This window comes from Mesorhizobium sp. P2_E6, from assembly GCF_056403835.1.
Window position 1 is genome coordinate 270797 of the sequence record NZ_JBFUEQ010000001.1, and the last position, 15723, is coordinate 286519.

The window sequence follows — 15723 nt, forward strand, 5'->3', positions numbered from 1 at the left end:
TTGTGCGAAAGACGCTCGGGCCTGTCGAGGCTCAGGCCAGTTTCGCCAGCAGCTTCATGAATGTGGCGATCTCCTTGGCCGAGAGCGGCGCCAGTGTTTCCTGGGTGATGTCGCGGGCAAGCGGGATCAGGCGTTCGACCGCGTCGCGGCCTTCAGCGGTCAAATTGACCAGCAGCCGCCTTTTGTCGACCTCATGCTTGGAGAGCTCGACCAGGCCGCGCGCCTTTAGCCGGTCGATGACGCCCTTCACCGTCGCCGCGTCCATGGCAATCAGCGTGCCGAGCTGGTTCTGCGAGGTCTCGCCGACATCGCGCAGCTTGGCCAGTGCCGCGAATTGCGGCGGCGTCAGATCGGCGATGTGGGCAGCGAAGATCGAGACATGGCGCTGGTGCGCCTTGCGCAGGATGAAACCGACCTGCTCCTGCAAGCGATAGTCGTTTTCGTCGGGCTCTTCGGCCTCGACCAGCTTCAGCAGATTGTCCTCGGCGCTCACCGCAACCCGTCCCAGGCCTTGATATCCCCAGCCGCCAGGCCGCCCATGCGGTCATGGACGCGTGGGCCACAGGTCATGGCGAGGCAGAACAGGATCTCGTCGGGGCGCGGGCCGTCGCTGATGCCGACTTCCATGGCGTCGAAATGGCTGCGCACATAGGCGGCGTTGATGTGGCCAAGCGGCACGTCGAGCCTGGAGCCGAAGGCGCCGACCTTCTTCGCCGACGGCACGATCGCCTTGGCATCGCCGAGCCGCTCGCGCATGGCGTAGCCGCCGGGCACATGCCACAGCGCGCCGTGCTCCAGTTCGCCTGATGTGCCGACAATGGCGCCCTTGCCATAGCCGTCGATCTGCTTCACGTCGCCGCCGAGCGCCGCGATCAGCCGGTCGGCCAGCAGCAGGCCGAGCGGCTTCAGATCGTCCATGGCGCTCTGCAGTTCCTCGACATAGCGCCCGGCGAACGGGTTCTTGACCAGCGCCATGGCGGCGGCGCGCCGGCGCGGCACCTTGGCCACCGGCCCGCCCTCGTGAAAGATCTCTTCGGTCTGAACCGCGATCTTGCGGATCGGAAACTCAGGCATGGGCAACTTCCTTCCCTGGACTTTTGTCGGGCGCGGCAAGCGCCATGGAACCACTGATGCGGGTCTGGCCGGCAAGAAACAGCGCCGATGCGGCGATCAATCCCCTGCGGCGGAAATCTTCGGCGACGGCAAGTCCGCCGTCCAGCGCCGCGGCGATTTCCGCTGAGGAAAGCCGGCCGACCTCTTGCGTCACCAGCCGGTCGCCAAGGTCGCTGTCCGGCGCCAGGTCGCGCGCCGGCACGCGCCGGATGGCCGGATGGCCGGGCAGGTCGACGGCATTGGCAATCAGCGTCGCGGCGGCATCGGCCTCGGCCCCGGTCCGCGCCAGCACGGTGACGGCATCGGCGATGCCAAGCGAAAACGAGCGTCCACGCCAGCCGCTGGTGGCGACGCCGCGCACGCCATCGCCGGCATGGATGACAATGCGGTCGGCCAAACCGTGGCCGGTGCCGGCGATGGCGAGCGTCATCGACTGGCCGGCGCCGAGATGGATGGCGCTGTCACCGCCATTGTTGACATAGGCGCGGTCGAGCTTCCGGCCGGCAAGCATTGTCTCGAGCAATTCGTCGGCTACCGAACCGGCGACGGCGGCCATCGGTGTGATGAAATCTTTCGCCAAGGGCACGACAGCCGCTTCCATGCGCTGCGCTGTCGAACCGGCGAAAGCGCGCGGTCGGCTCGTGGCCGGCTGGCGCAATTCCGGCAATTCCTCGACCAGCTCCGGCAAGATTGTCTGGAAACGCGCCACCGCCTGCTCATAGGCTTGGCGGCATTCATGCGCCTCGCCAAAGGCCTCGACGATCAGGTCGATCGGCCCGTGGTTGAGATGCAGCCGCTTGCCGTCCTGCAGCCAATGCGCTTGCGGGCCGGACATCACCCGGCCCCGTTGGAGCGAACACGGTGCAATTGTGCAAGCGGCGGCCATGGATTGCCGGCCGCGGCACCCGAGCCGCGGCGCGGATTGAGGTACTCACCGCCTTTGGCGATGATATCCTCGACGCTGCGGATCTCGGCCTCGTAGCCGCCAAGCCTAACATAGTCGTCGCGGCGCAGGGTGAATTCGATCGGCGCCACCAGCGCCGGGGTCGGCACATAGCCGAAGGCGCCTTCAGGAACCCGCGTGACATCGACCATCAGCGTGATGCCGCCGCCCGGCCAGACATAGACCGGGGCGCCGCCGACCGTGACATAGGTGCTCAGGCCTTGCACGGAACGGGTGAGGTTTACCGGGTTTTCGGTGACGCCGGCGCGCAGCGAGCCACCGGCGCCGCCGATGAACAGCACGGTGCACAGCGCCGGCTCGCAATTGTCCTCGATCAGCCGGACCGACTTTTGCAGCCGTTCTGGGAAGGGTTTCTGTACTGGCTTCAAGTCGTCATCGAGTTCGTAATAGGCAAACTGCTCGCCAGTGGTCGAAACCATCAGCAGCGACAGGCCCGGCCGCGCGCCCTTCTTGGCGTTCCACTCGCCGAGGATCGACAGCGGGTCGGATATGCTGGTGCCGCCCCAGCCGAGGCCGGGATCGGACACCTTGAAATAGCGGCCAGGCGTCGAGCGGCGGCCGATGATTTTTATGCCCGTGTCCTGCCAGCCCAGCACCTTGCCGGCCTGATGCTCGGACACGACGCCGGTGATGTGGTCGTCGACCACCACCACCTCGTCGACCAGCCCGCGCCATTGCGTGGCGAACATGCCGATGGTGGCCGAGCCGCAGCCGACACGCATGCGGTGTTCGTGCTTGCCGTCGATAACCGGTGGTTTGCCGGCTTCGACGATGACGGTGGCGCCGCCGTCGATGCTGAGCTCCACCGGCTTGCGGTTGCACAGATTGAGCATCGCGTCGCAAGTGGCCCGGCCTTCCGACTTGGAGCCCCCGGTCAGGTGGTGCACGCCGCCCAGCGACAGCATCTGCGAGCCGTATTCGCCCGTCGTGACATGGCCGATCGCTTCGCCTTGCGATCGCACTGTAGCCGTCTCGGGCCCGATATGACGGTCGGTGTCGATCTTCACCTTGACGCCGCAGTAGGAGAAGATGCCCTCGGTAACGACGGTGACGAGATCGACGCCTTCGACTTGCTGGCTGACGATGAACGGAGCCGGCTTGTAATCGGGATAGGTGGTGCCCGCACCGATGGCGGTGACGAAGCGGCGGCCGGTGTTGACCAGTTCGCCGTCCCATGCGTCGCCCTCGGCGATGAACGGCACCATGGCCGCGCCGGCCTCGGCCGCGTGGTCGAGGATGGTCAGCGGATCCATGCGCACGATCCTGCCGCCGATATTGCCGTAGCGGTCGCAGGCGCCGGTACGGCCATCGGCGATGTAGCACATGACCGGACAGGCATCGCAGCGGATCTTCTCCGCCATCTGCTTTTCGCCGGGATCGTGGGTTTCGAAGCGTTCGGCAAGCTCGCTCATGGACGTGCCTCCTTTTCGCGAATGGCGGCGCGGATGCGCGTCGGCGTCGCCGGAACCTTGGTGACCAGAACGCCGGTGGCGTGGCGGATGGCGTTGAGGATCGCCGGCGCCGTCGGGATCAGCACATGCTCGCCCAGGCCCTTGGCGCCGAACGGTCCTTCGGGATCGGGGACCTCGATCAGGATGGTCTCGATCGGCGGCACGTCGCCAATGGTCGGAATGAGGTAGTCGTGCAGATTCTCGGTGCGGCCGGGGATATACTCTTCCATCAGCGCCATGCCGATGCCTTGCGCGATGCCGCCTTCGATCTGGCCCTCGACCAGCAGCGGGTTGATCGCCTTGCCGACATCGTGCGCCGCGGTGATCTTGATCAGCTTGACCGTGCCGAGCTTGAGATCGACTTCGAGTTCGGCGATCTGCGCACCGTAGCCATAGACCGCATAGGGCTTGCCCTGGCCCTGGGCGTCGAGCGGCAGTGTCGGCGGGTCGTAGCTTTCCTCGGCGCGGAAGACGAAGCCGTCGGCATCCATGTCGAGAACGGCAAGATCGATGTGGCGCGTGGCCTCGCCCTCGCGGATGATTATCGCCGGGCCGTCCAGTTGCAGGGATGCTTTCTCAGAGACGTTGGCAAAGCGCAGGATCTTTTCGCGCAAGGCACGGCCCGCCTTTTCGGCCGCCTTGCCAGTCACGAAAGTCTGGCGCGAGGCCGATGTCTTGCCGGCATCAGGGCTGATGGCGGTATCGGCGCTTTTAAGCCGGAATTTTTCCAGCGGCAGGCCAAGCGCGTCGGCGCAGATCTGGGGGATGACCGTGTTCGAGCCCTGGCCTATATCGACCGCGCCCTGATGCAGGATGATGTCGCCTGAAGCCGCGATGCCGACGCGGATGGTCGACGGGTTGGGCAGCGAGGTGTTGCCGCAGCCATACCAGCAGGAAGCCACACCAACGCCACGCTTTCTATCCTTGTTGGCATCGTTGAATGCCTCCGCATCGGTCTTCGCCCGCGTCCAATGCGGCCGTAGCGATTCCAGGCATTCGGCAATGCCGACGCCGGTATCCAGCCGCTGCCCGGTAACCGTTTCGGATCCGTTCCGAAGGCAGTTCTTCAGGCGAAACTCAAGCCGGTCGATGCCCAGTTTGTCAGCCAGCTCGTCATAGAGCGTTTCCTGCATGATCGTCGCTTGCGGCACGCCGAAGCCGCGGAAGGCGCCGGAGATCGGCCCATGGGTGTGGATGGCGCGGCCCTCGGCGCGATAGTTCGGTGTCCCATAGGGGCCTGAGGCGTGCACCGGCACGCGGTTGGCGACAGTCGGCCCCCAGCTGGCATAGGCGCCGGTGTTGAAGTCGCCGACAAAGATCATGCCGGTGACATGGCCTTCGGCATCGGCGCCGATGGTCGCCTTCATCTCGGCCGGATGGCGCTTGGTGGTCGACATCATGGATTCGTTGCGGGTATAGGCAAGCGCCGCCGGCCGGCCGGTCTTCAGCGCCACAAGGCCGATCAAAGGCTGCAGCGAAACGTCAAGCTTGGAGCCGAAGCCGCCACCGGTCGCGGTCGGCACGATGCGCACCTTGTCGACGGCAAGGCCGAGCACCTTCGCGGTCTCGTCGCGGTCCATATAGGGCGCCTGGGTGCAGGCGACGACGACCAGCGTGTCGCCATCCAGATATGCATAGCCGGCTTCCGGCTCGATATAGGCGTGCTCGACATAGGAGGTGTCGATGGCGCCGGACACGGTGATGGCAGCGCCGGCAAGCGCCGCCTCGGGATCGCCGCGCTCGACAAAGCCGGCGGTGAGCAGGTTCGCCGGGCGGTGGTCGTGGATCAGCCTGGCGCCGCTGGCCTGCGCCTCGCAAGGCTCCAGGAGATGCGGCAACTCGCTCCAGCGTATTGGGAAATCCGACAGGTCGAGATCGAGGATGGCCTCGCGCTCGCCGGCGACCAGCGCCACCGCTTCGCCGCGAAGGCGCGCGAAACCCTCGGCCAGCGCCGGCTGGTCGGCGAACGGGCCGATAACGCCGAAGCAGTTCTTGCCCGCAATGTCGGCGGCGGTGAAGACACCGGCGATGCCGGGATGCGCCTTCACCCAGCCGTCGAGGTCGCCGAAGGCAAAGCTGGCATGGTGATGCGGCGAGCGCACCACCAGCACGGCCAATGCATCGGCGGGGAAGGAATCGCCGCCGAATTTTTCACCGCCGGTGACCTTCGGCACGCCGTCGAGCCGGATGGGCGAAGAGCCCACAGCATGGCCCGAGATTGGCATTCTGCGATCAAGGCCGAGATCCAACGAACGGCGTTGGCGCTGCCCCTCACCCTCACCCTCTCCCCGTAAGGGACGGGGAGAGGGGGTCGCCAGCGTTGGAGCGCTTCCCTTCTCCCCGTCACTATACGGGGAGAAGGTGCCGGCAGGCGGATGAGGAGCGGCGCCGTCAGTTGATGGTTCGAACCGCCCTGCATCCATCACCGCCGCGATGATCTTGCGGTAGCCGGTGCAGCGGCAGAGGATGCCGCCCAGCGCGTCCTGGACCTCGATCTCGGTCGGGTTGGGCTTCTTGTCCAGCAATGCCGTGGCCGCGACAAGCAGGGCCGGCGTGCAGATGCCGCACTGCGCCGCGCCATGGTCGAGGAACGAGGCCTGCAGCGCCGACAGCCGGCCATTGGCGAGCCCTTCGACGGTTGTCACAGCCGTTCCCGCCGCGGAAGCCGTCGACATCAGGCAGGCGCAAACCGGATCACCGTCGACCAGCACCGTGCAGGCGCCGCAGTCGCCGGCGTCGCAGCCGACCTTGGTGCCGGTCAAAAGCAGTTCGTCGCGCAGCACCGAGGACAGCCGACGCAGCGGCGGCACGTTGACCGAGACGGCTGCGCCATTCACCTCGAAGGCGATGTCGGCTCGCTCAGGGCCGAGGCGAGGCTGAACGCCGCCGAGATCTGGCAGGGCTTCGCGCATTTCAGGCGAGACCTGGCTCATGCCGCCACCACCTCCGGGTCGTTCATCAGCCCACAGGCCATGAGCACGGCGCGGGCAGCGATCTCGCGCACCGCATCAAGCCGGTATTCGGCGCTGCCGCGCACATCGGCGATAGGCGACAGCTCAGCCATCGGCGCGGCCAGGACCGCATCGGCGAGCGCCTGGCCGGCGGGCAGGCCGCGCAAGGCGGCTTCGACGCCGGATAGGCGCTTGGCCACCACCGAGCAGGAGCCGGCGGCAACCGCCGCTTCCACGACAATGCCGTTGTCAACCACCAGACGCGCCGCCACCATGGCGATCGAAATGACGAGATAGCGCCTTGCGCCGAGCTTGACGAAAGCCGACGTGCCGGCAGCAGGTTTCGGCACGCGGATGGCCGTGACCAACTCGCCGGGCTGCAAGGCCGTGCGACGATTGCCGAGAATGAAGTCCTGCAGCGGCACACAACGTGTCGTTGTCGCCGACCGCAGTTCGACTTCGGCATCGAGGACGAGCAGCGCCGGCACGCCATCGGCGGCCGGCGAGGCGTTGCACAGATTGCCGGCGACCGAGGCGACGTTCTGGATCTGCGCCGAGCCGACCTCGCGCCCGGCCTGTTTCAGCGCATCGAAGGCCGGCGGCAAGGGGTGGCGGATGATGTCGGTCCAGGTCGTGCGCGCACCGATGACGAAGTGGTCATCCGTCTCGGCAATGCCGCGCAGTGCCGTCAGGCCATTGATGTCGAGAACATTGTCGCGAAAGGGCTTGCTGCCTTGTGCTGGATAGAAATCGGTGCCGCCGGCAAGGATCCGCCAGGCGCTCTCGCCAAGCAAAGCGAGCGCTTCGTCGACCGAGGTGGGTTTGGCGTAACGGATCACGCTTTGCCTTCCAGAAAAGAGGCCTTCCAGTAACCGGTATTTTCGAAAGACCATGCCGGCATCGATGCCGGACGAAATTCATTCGTATGCAAATGATATCAAGACCGTAGGAATTGTCAAAGCGAGAGTTTGTAGCAGCTCGTCCGGCACGCATTTGTTATGCCTTGAGAGGTTGACGCCGCCTGCCATCTGGTCGAGTTTCTGCCTCCGGTCGCGTCAGCGGCATTTTCCACTGGAGCCTGCATACAGAAGAGGAAAGCCCCATGGCCGACGAAGCGCTTGTTGTCATCGACCTGCAGAACGATTTTTGTCCGGGCGGCGCGTTGGCTGTTGCTGGCGGCGACGAGATCGTGCCGCTGGTCAATGACCTGATCCGGCACGCCGATCACGTCGTGCTGACGCAGGACTGGCATCCCGCCGGCCATTCGAGTTTCGCCTCAAGCCATCCGGGTTCGCAGCCCTTCACGATGATCGACATGCCCTACGGCCCGCAGACTTTGTGGCCGGATCACTGCATCCAGGGCAGCCTGGGCTCGGATTTCCACTCCGGCCTCGCCTGGACCAAGGCGGAGCTCGTCGTCCGCAAGGGGTTTCGGCCTGCCATCGACAGCTACTCGGCCTTCTTCGAGAACGACCGGACGACGCCGACCGGCCTTGCCGGCTATCTCAGGGAGCGAGGGATCGACACACTGATCCTGGTCGGGCTGGCGACAGATTTCTGCGTTGCCTTTTCGGCGCTGGACGCCATCAGCCAAGGTTTCAAAACCACCGTCCGGCTCGATGCCTGTCGTGGCATCGATCTCAACGGTTCGCTCGAGACAATGTTGCACCGCATGCGCGATGCCGGCGTGACGCTTGAAGACCACGTCTTGGATTGAACTGAACGTGGGGCGCAAGAGGGGCTTTTTGCGGATTGCGACAGGAGCGGGCCCTGTGATCGCTCTCGCAATGCTGTTTCCAGGCCAGGCCTTGGCAGCGGAGGAACACGCGCTGCCCGGCGCCGCGATGTCGCTGTGGTGGGCGCTGCCCTTTGTCGGCCTGCTTTTGTCGATCGCCACCGGGCCTTTGCTCTTCCATCACATATGGGAGCATCACTATGGCAAGATCACCGCGCTGTGGGCGGCGCTGGTGATCGTGCCCCTGGCTTTGGCCTTCGGAATTCCCAGTGCGACCGAGGCGGTGCTGCATGCGCTGCTTGCGGAATACATGTCCTTCATCATCCTTTTGTTCGCGCTCTACACGATTTCGGGCGGCATCCTGCTTGCCGGCAACATTCACGGGACGCCGCTGGTCAATGCCGGGCTGCTGCTGGCTGGCGCGATCCTGGCCTCGGTGATCGGCACGACCGGCGCCTCGATGGTCCTGATCCGCCCGATCCTGCGCGCCAATGACGCCAGGCCGTTCAACGCCCATGTCGTCATCTTCTTCATCTTCCTTGTTGCCAACATCGGCGGCTCGCTGACGCCGCTCGGCGACCCGCCGCTGTTCGTCGGGTTCCTGCGCGGCGTCGACTTTTTCTGGGTCACCGCCAATCTCTGGCGCGAGACGCTGTTCGTCGGCGGCGTCGTGCTGGCCGTCTTCCTGGGCATCGACATCATCCTGCACCGGCGCGAGAGCGGTGCACCGAAGACCAGGGATCCGACGCCGGATACGAAGGTACGCCTGCGCGGCCTGGCCAACCTTCCGCTGCTGGCAGGTGTGATCGGTGCGATCCTGCTGTCGGCGGCCTGGAAGCCGGGCGTGAGCTTTTCCGTGTTGGGCGTGAGCCTCGAGCTGCAGAATCTGGTACGCGACGCCATCAACCTGGCGCTGGCCTTGCTGTCGCTTCCCCTCTCGTACAAGAGCCACCGCGAAGCGAACGGCTTCAACTGGGGGCCGATAGCAGAGGTGGCGAAATTGTTTGCCGGCATCTTCATCTGCATCGTGCCGGTCATCGCCATCCTCAGGGCAAGCCATGACGGCGCTCTGGCGCCGCTGGTGGCGCTTGTCAGTTCGCCCTCCGGCCAGCCCAACGATCTCGCCTATTTCTGGCTGACCGGGGCGCTGTCGTCGTTCCTCGACAATGCGCCGACCTATCTGGTGTTCTTCGAACTCGCCGGCGGCGACCCTCGGCATCTGATGACGGAGTTTGCCTCGACCTTGGCGGCAATCTCGGCGGGTGCCGTGTTCATGGGCGCCAACACCTATATCGGCAATGCGCCCAACTTCATGGTCTATGCCATCGCCAGGCATCGCGGCGTGAAGATGCCGGGCTTCTTCGGCTACATGCTGTGGTCCGGCCTGGTGCTGATCCCGACCTTTTTGATCGCGGGTTTTGTGTTCTTCCGTTGAGCCTAGACTCGATTCGGCGCCCTTGGCGTCGAAGCCGGAACCTCCGGCAGCCGCTGGCATAGAGTAGCCCGATGACGATGGCACATGCGTATGCGGAGCCCGCAATTTCTGCTATTGTAGAGGAGGTGCAGGGTTGGGTCGGGGGCGACAATGACCATTGAGAAGCTGCCCTATCTGTCAGCCGAATTCCTGGATGGCCTGGCGATTTCGACATCCGACGTGATCGACGAAATCGAGCGGCAGATCATCGGTCAGAGGCGAGGCGAAGTATGGTGTGCGCCCAAGGCGGTGGTGCTGCCAGGCGACGACCGCTACATCATGGCGACTCTCGCCGTCGCGACCGAGCCCCGGGTGCTGGCCACCAAGTCGCTGGTGGTCAATCCCCGTAACCACGAGCGGGGACTTGCAACCCTTAACTCGCTGGTCACCCTTCTCGACGCTGAAACGGGGCTGCCGCTTGCTGTGGTCGACGGCAATTGGGTCACTTCGAAGCGGACGGCCGGTCTAAGCTGTGTGGCGGCCAAGCGTCTGGCCCGAGCGGGCTCGGCGTGCGTCGCGTTTATCGGGTGCGGTGTTCAGGCGCGCGCTCATCTAGAGGCTCTGGCCGATCTTTTTCCGTTGCAGGAGATTCGCGCCTTTAGTCGAGGCAAAGGCAGTCGTGACGCACTGTGCCAGGTAGCTGAGACGCGCGGTCTAACCGCGGTACGGAGTGATACTGCCAAAGCGGCGGTCGAATCTGCTGATATCGTGGTGACAACAGTCACTTTGGTGCCCGAGCCCGTTCCATTTCTGGATGCGCGTTGGCTGAAGGCTGGAGTGTTCGCGACCATGACCGATCTGGCTCTGCCTTGGCTTGCTGAAACCATGGTTGCGTTCGATCGCATCGCCATAGACGATCTGGTGCAAGAGGCGCAGATGAGCAAACCGATGGTCAGGCCCGAACTCGTTGCCGGTGACTTGACGGGTTTGGTGAGCGGCGACGTGCCAGGTCGTCAAAGCGCGAGTGAGCGAACAGCTTTCGCGTTCCGCGGCATGGCGGTCGGCGATCTCGCAATAGCCGGCCTGGCATTTGTGCGCGCGAAAGCGATCGGCGCGCTGGAAGCTTAGAGCAATTCCAGGAAAAGTGTGAAACGGTTTTCCCGGGAAAAGCGCGTAGCGCTTTCCCTTAGGGAATTGCGCCAAAACAAACAGATAGAGCGGTTCGGCGTTTCCGGTGAAACGGTGAACTGCTCTAGCGCTCGACCGTTACATGCCTTACCCGACACCCACATAGCGACGCACTGCCGACGGGTCGGCGCGCAGCTCCTCGACATCGACCGTCTCGCGGTTGCGGCCGTTCTCGATGAAGCAAACACGGTCGGCAACCGACAACACCGCATCGACCCGCTGTTCGACGAGGATCGTGGACACTCCCATGTCGCGCAGGGTCGACACCGTCTCGCGGATCCTGGCGATCATCGACGGCATCAGCCCTTCGGTCGGCTCGTCGAGCAGCAGCACCTGCGGTTCCAGGCAAAGCGCGCGCGCCATGGCCAGCATCTGCTGCTCGCCGCCGGACAAGGTGCCCGAGCGTTGCCGCAGCCGCTGGCGCAGCAGCGGGAAGAGGTCGAGCACGGTTTCGCGCGTCGCCTTGCCCTTGCTGCGCGCCATCAGCCCGATCTCGATGTTTTCAGCGACCGTCATTTCGGCGAACAGCCGCCTTCCCTGCGGCACATAGGCGACGCCGGCCTTCGGCACCTCATGCGCCGGCAGACCGGTCAATTCCTGGCCACCGAGGTTTATCGAGCCGGCTCGTGAGGGGACCAGTCCCATGATGGCCTTCAGCGTCGTCGTTTTGCCGGCGCCGTTGCGGCCGAACAGGCAGAGCACCTCGCCCTTGTTCAGCACGAGATCGAGGCCGTAGAGCACCTGAACCTCGCCATAGAAGCAGTCCAGCCCCGAGATCGCCAGCGCCTCGGACTTTGTTCGCGCCTTGGTCGTTTCGGTCATGGGGCGGTCCCCAGATAGGCTTGCTGAACAGCCGCGTTCTCGCGGATCGCCTCGGGCGTGCCTTCGGCGAGGATCTTGCCAGCGTTGAAGACGGTGATACGGTCGGCCAATTGCATCACGACGGGCATGTTGTGTTCGATCAGGAGCACGGTGGCACTCGCAGCGATCTCGCGCACCAGGGTGATGAAATTGTCGATCTCGCTGTCGGCCAGGCCTTGCGTCGGCTCGTCGAGGATCAACAGGCGCGGCTTCAGCGCCAGGCCCATCGCCACTTCCAGCAGGCGCTGGTGGCCATAGGACAATTGTCCGGCCGGCATGTGGGCGCGGTCGGCCAGGCCGGTCCGTTCGAGCGCCGCCATGACGCCGGCCCGCACCGCGCCCTTCGAGCGGCCATCGCTCAGCGTGCGCTGCACCGGCAATGCGACATTGTCGTAGGCAGTGAGGTTGGCGAAGACGCTGGTGATCTGGAACGTGTAGGCGATGCCCTGGCGGACCCGGACATAGGCAGGTAGGCCGGTGATGTCGGCGCCATCGAAGATGATCATGCCCGACGACGGCTGGATGCGGCCGCTGACCAGGCTGACGAAGGTGGTCTTCCCCGCCCCGTTCGGGCCGATGACGGCGCGGATCTCGCCGGGCATCAAGGTGAAATCGACACTATCGACGGCGCGCAGGCCACCGAAGTTGCGCGACAGGCCCTTGGTGGTCAAAAGCGGCGTCACGGCAGCCACCCGAGCCAGCGCTGCCGCATGCTGCCGAGAATGCCCTTGGGGAAAAACAGCACCAGCAGGATGAGGGCGACGCCGACGATCAGCAGATAGGCCGAGGTGTAGCCGCTCGTGATGTCGATGACGTAGTACATGAACAGCGTGCCGATCAGCGGCCCAAGCGTCGTGGCGGCGCCGCCGAGCAGCACCCACAGCAGCGGCAGGATGGAATACTGCACCGAAGCGAAGCTCGAGCCGACATAGCCGAACAGCAGCGCATAGGCAGCACCCGAGGCAGCGCAGAAGATGCCGGAGATGACGACGGCGGCGAGCTTGTTGGAGAAGGTGTCGTAGCCCAGCATCTTCGTCCGCTCCTCGTTCTCGCGGATGGCGACGAGCACGCGGCCATATCTGGAGCGGACGATGGCAAGCGTGATCAGCAGCACCAGCGAGAACAAGCCGAGCGCGCTCATGTAGCGCACGGTCGGGTTGGTGAGATCGAGCGATGTCGCGCCGAAAGCAAGCACCCGCGCCGACTGCGGCACGACCATGCCCTGGTCGCCGCCGGTCCATGACGAGAAGTAGAGGATGATGAGATAGAACACCTGCGCGAACATCATGGTGACGATCATGAAGGCGACGCCTGACGTGCGCAGCGCCAGCAGCCCGATCACCAGGGAAAGAACGAGACCGCAGCCGAGGCCCGCGGCGAATGCCGCCGGCACGTTCCAGCCAAGCTGGATGACGGCAAGGCCGGCACCGTAGAGCCCGGCGGAAAAGAACATGGCGTGGCCGAGGCTGAGCAGGCCGACATAGCCGAACAGCATGTTGTAGCCCATAGCAAAGACCGCCAGGACCATGATGCGGGCGAGCAGGCCGTGATAGTACTCCGGCAAAAGGAAGCTCAGCACGAAAAGCAGCGCGATAACGCCGAGATGCAGGCCGTAGGCCTTTGCCGGCGAAGCTTCGCTCATCGCGACGCCGTCCCGAACAGGCCTTGCGGCCGGAACACCAGCACCATGGCGACCAGCAGCGTGGCGATGATCTTGGCCAGCGTCGGCGAGAAGAAGACCGAGATGATGCCGTCGGACAGGCCGATCAGCACGGCGGCGACGACCGTGCCGCGCAGCGAGCCGAGACCGCCGATGATGACGACGATGAACGACAGCAGCAGCGGATCCTGGCCCATCAGGTAATGCGCCTGGCTGATCGGCACGATCAGCACCGCGGCGATGGCCGCCAGCATGGCGCCAAGCGCGAAGACGCCGCCATAGACGCGGCCGACCGGGATGCCGAAGGCTTGCGCCGTCTCGCTGTCGTACTGCGTGGCGCGCATGACCAGGCCGATCTTCGTGCGCGTCAGCACCAGCCATGTCGCCACCAGCAGAAGCGCGGAGGCGGCGATGACAGACAGTTTGTAGCCGGAATAGCCGAACCACGGCAAAAGGATGCGATAGCTGAACGGCGGCTCCACCGGCCGCGCCTCCGGGCCGTAGAAGGTCAGCGCCAGCTGCTGGATGATGTAGAGCATGCCGATGGTGGCGACGATGGTGGCTTCCGGATTGTAGTTGAGCCGGCGCAGCACCAGCCGTTCGGCAACCAGCGCGATGGCGCCGACGATCAGCGGCGCGATCACCAGCGCCGCCAGGAAGCCGAGCGCCGGGTGACCGCCGATCGCCGTGGTGATCGCCCAGGCAAGCACGGCGCCGAGCATGAAGAATTCGCCATGGGCGACGTTGACGACGCGCATGACGCCGAACACCAGCGACAGCCCAAGCGCCGTCAGCGCCAGCACGGCGGAGGTGACGAGGCCTTCGAGGGCGGCGAGGAGGAGGTGGGGACCGAAGTGCATCGGTTACACTTCGGCAGGCGCCAAGTGCACCCCCCTCTGGCCTGCCGGCCATCTCCCCCTCAAGGGGGGAGATTGGCTGTAATGATTGCTTTCACCAACCGTCAAAGCCGGTAAGCGGCCGCCTTCGTACGAACTGCCAATCTCCCCCCGTGAGGGGGAGATGTCCGGCAGGACAGAGGGGGGTGGCTTGGCGCTCACGCTTGCTGGAGCAGCTAAGACTACAGCGCCTGCGTCGTGTAATCCCCCTCGGCCTCGTAAAGCCCGTCCTCGATCTTGGTCTTGTGGACGACCTTCAGCTTGCCGCCTTCGACCTTGGATATGTTTTGGATACCGAAGCACTGGTGGATCTTGCCGTTGAAGGTTTTTGGCCCCTGCGGATGCTCGGGTCCTTCGGCGAAGGCGGTCAGCGCCTCGGTCGCCTCGACCAGCTTGGCGCGGTCTTCCGGCCCCTTGTAGCCGGCGTCTTCCATCGCCTTCTTGACGACATAGAGCGTTTCCCAGCAGCCGAACATGTGCGACGCGGTGGAGACGTCCTTTGGATCGCCGACGGCGGCGCCATTGTCGTCGATGCCGACGGCGGCGCGATAGGCTTTTTGCGCGGCGCTGTCGTCGGCCTGAGCATAGCGCGGCGAACCCTCCCAGAAATGGCTGCCGTCCAAAAATTCGAGACCGGGGCTGTTGATGTCGGTGGCCTCCAGCGAATCCATGAAGCCGAACAGCTGCGGCCGGTTGGAGCCGTAGAACTCGCCAAGTTCCTTGACGAAGGTGAGCACGGCCGGGCCGACCATGACGTGGTAGATCACCTCGGTCTCGGCCGGGATCTGCGGGAAGTATTTGGTGAAGGACGATTCCGTCGGCGGGATGGCGATCTGCGCGATGACGTCGGCGCCTTGCGCCTTCAGCGCCGGTGGCAGGTAGTCGCGGTGGTCGTAGCCGAAGGCGAAATCCGGGAAGATCTGCGTCACCTTCTTGCCGGCATTGGCCGCAATCCACGGCGCCATCGACTGGATCTGGCTCTTCACGTCGGTGATACCGGGCTGGAAGACATAGCGGTTGAGCTTGGTCGAAGCGACATGATGGCCTTCGCTGACGACGAAATAGGGGATCTTGGCCTCGCCGGCGGCGGGCGCCGAGCCGATGACGACATGCGAGAACAATGTGCCGAAGACGATGTCGGTCTTGTGCTGGGTGGCGAACTTGCCGACCACTTCGGCGCCACGGCCCGGATCGGTGCCGTCATCCTCGATGATCACCTCGACCTGACGGCCGTTGATGCCGCCGGCCGCGTTGATCGCCTTGATGGCGGCAGCGGTGGTCTTCTCGTACCAGCGGCCATAGGCGGCGCCGATGCCGGTGCGGTGCGACTGGAAGCCGATCTTGATCGGCGCCGAGCTCTGTGCCTGGGAATAGCGGACGAAGCCTGGCGCGGTGACCAGACCGGCGGTGGCGGCCAGCCCCTTCAGCGCCGTGCGGCGGGTGAGACCGGTTTTCGAGAGGTCGAAGGTCTTGCTCTTGTCCATGATGCC

At 64.8% G+C, this 15723-nt stretch carries 14 protein-coding genes; 3 read left to right on the plus strand and 11 right to left on the minus strand.

The genetic code is table 11. From position 1 onward, the window contains the following. Window positions 1-31 precede the first annotated feature (31 nt). The 6 genes from AC1D08_RS01310 to AC1D08_RS01335 are packed head-to-tail and all read right to left on the minus strand — an operon-like array spanning window position 32 to window position 7318. Window positions 32-493: a MarR family winged helix-turn-helix transcriptional regulator gene (locus AC1D08_RS01310; RefSeq protein ID WP_457151169.1), complete on the minus strand. Its 462-nt coding sequence runs from the start codon at window positions 491-493 to the stop codon at window positions 32-34. Beyond that, window positions 490-1074, minus strand: a complete 585-nt coding sequence (locus tag AC1D08_RS01315) for an amino acid synthesis family protein (RefSeq protein WP_477422430.1) — start codon at window positions 1072-1074, stop codon at window positions 490-492. Before AC1D08_RS01315 ends, AC1D08_RS01310 begins: the two co-directional genes overlap by 4 nt. Beyond that, the gene (locus AC1D08_RS01320) at window positions 1067-1948 is read right to left on the minus strand and encodes a UPF0280 family protein (protein WP_457151171.1); all 882 of its coding nucleotides are present in this window, start codon (window positions 1946-1948) and stop codon (window positions 1067-1069) included. Before AC1D08_RS01320 ends, AC1D08_RS01315 begins: the two co-directional genes overlap by 8 nt. Then, on the minus strand, window positions 1948-3489 hold the full coding sequence (locus AC1D08_RS01325; RefSeq protein ID WP_457151172.1) for a 6-hydroxynicotinate reductase: 1542 nt from the start codon (window positions 3487-3489) through the stop codon (window positions 1948-1950). The genes AC1D08_RS01320 and AC1D08_RS01325 overlap by 1 nt, the downstream gene beginning before the upstream one ends. After that, window positions 3486-6440: a molybdopterin-dependent oxidoreductase gene (locus AC1D08_RS01330; RefSeq protein WP_457151182.1), complete on the minus strand. Its 2955-nt coding sequence runs from the start codon at window positions 6438-6440 to the stop codon at window positions 3486-3488. Before AC1D08_RS01330 ends, AC1D08_RS01325 begins: the two co-directional genes overlap by 4 nt. A 17-nt stretch (window positions 6441-6457) precedes the next feature. Further along, window positions 6458-7318 carry an FAD binding domain-containing protein gene (locus AC1D08_RS01335; protein ID WP_457151173.1) on the minus strand — a complete coding sequence of 287 codons (861 nt, stop codon included), beginning with the start codon at window positions 7316-7318 and terminating at the stop codon, window positions 6458-6460. A gap of 263 nt (window positions 7319-7581) precedes the next feature. Between AC1D08_RS01335 and pncA the strand changes: the two genes are divergently transcribed. The 3 genes from pncA (at window position 7582) to AC1D08_RS01350 (ending at window position 10756) form a co-directional block, all read left to right on the plus strand. Further along, complete coding sequence (gene pncA, locus AC1D08_RS01340; protein ID WP_457151174.1) at window positions 7582-8196, plus strand: bifunctional nicotinamidase/pyrazinamidase; 615 nt, start codon at window positions 7582-7584, stop codon at window positions 8194-8196. 70 nt (window positions 8197-8266) lie between these two features. Then, on the plus strand, window positions 8267-9649 hold the full coding sequence (locus tag AC1D08_RS01345; RefSeq protein WP_457151183.1) for a sodium:proton antiporter: 1383 nt from the start codon (window positions 8267-8269) through the stop codon (window positions 9647-9649). 150 nt (window positions 9650-9799) lie between these two features. Continuing rightward, on the plus strand, window positions 9800-10756 hold the full coding sequence (locus tag AC1D08_RS01350) for an ornithine cyclodeaminase family protein (RefSeq protein ID WP_477422433.1): 957 nt from the start codon (window positions 9800-9802) through the stop codon (window positions 10754-10756). Window positions 10757-10903: 147 nt separating this feature from the next. Here AC1D08_RS01350 and AC1D08_RS01355 read toward each other — a convergent pair whose 3' ends face one another. The 5 genes from AC1D08_RS01355 to AC1D08_RS01375 form a co-directional block, all read right to left on the minus strand. Continuing rightward, window positions 10904-11638: an ABC transporter ATP-binding protein gene (locus tag AC1D08_RS01355; protein WP_457151176.1), complete on the minus strand. Its 735-nt coding sequence runs from the start codon at window positions 11636-11638 to the stop codon at window positions 10904-10906. Then, window positions 11635-12360, minus strand: a complete 726-nt coding sequence (locus tag AC1D08_RS01360; RefSeq protein ID WP_457151177.1) for an ABC transporter ATP-binding protein — start codon at window positions 12358-12360, stop codon at window positions 11635-11637. The genes AC1D08_RS01355 and AC1D08_RS01360 overlap by 4 nt, the downstream gene beginning before the upstream one ends. Beyond that, a complete protein-coding gene (locus AC1D08_RS01365; RefSeq protein WP_457151178.1) occupies window positions 12357-13319 on the minus strand; it encodes a branched-chain amino acid ABC transporter permease in 963 nt (320 codons plus the stop codon). Before AC1D08_RS01365 ends, AC1D08_RS01360 begins: the two co-directional genes overlap by 4 nt. Continuing rightward, complete coding sequence (locus AC1D08_RS01370; RefSeq protein ID WP_457151179.1) at window positions 13316-14197, minus strand: branched-chain amino acid ABC transporter permease; 882 nt, start codon at window positions 14195-14197, stop codon at window positions 13316-13318. Before AC1D08_RS01370 ends, AC1D08_RS01365 begins: the two co-directional genes overlap by 4 nt. A 218-nt stretch (window positions 14198-14415) precedes the next feature. Next, window positions 14416-15717 (minus strand): ABC transporter substrate-binding protein, encoded by a 1302-nt coding sequence (locus AC1D08_RS01375; protein WP_457151180.1) that lies wholly within the window; start codon window positions 15715-15717, stop codon window positions 14416-14418. Window positions 15718-15723 lie beyond the last annotated feature (6 nt).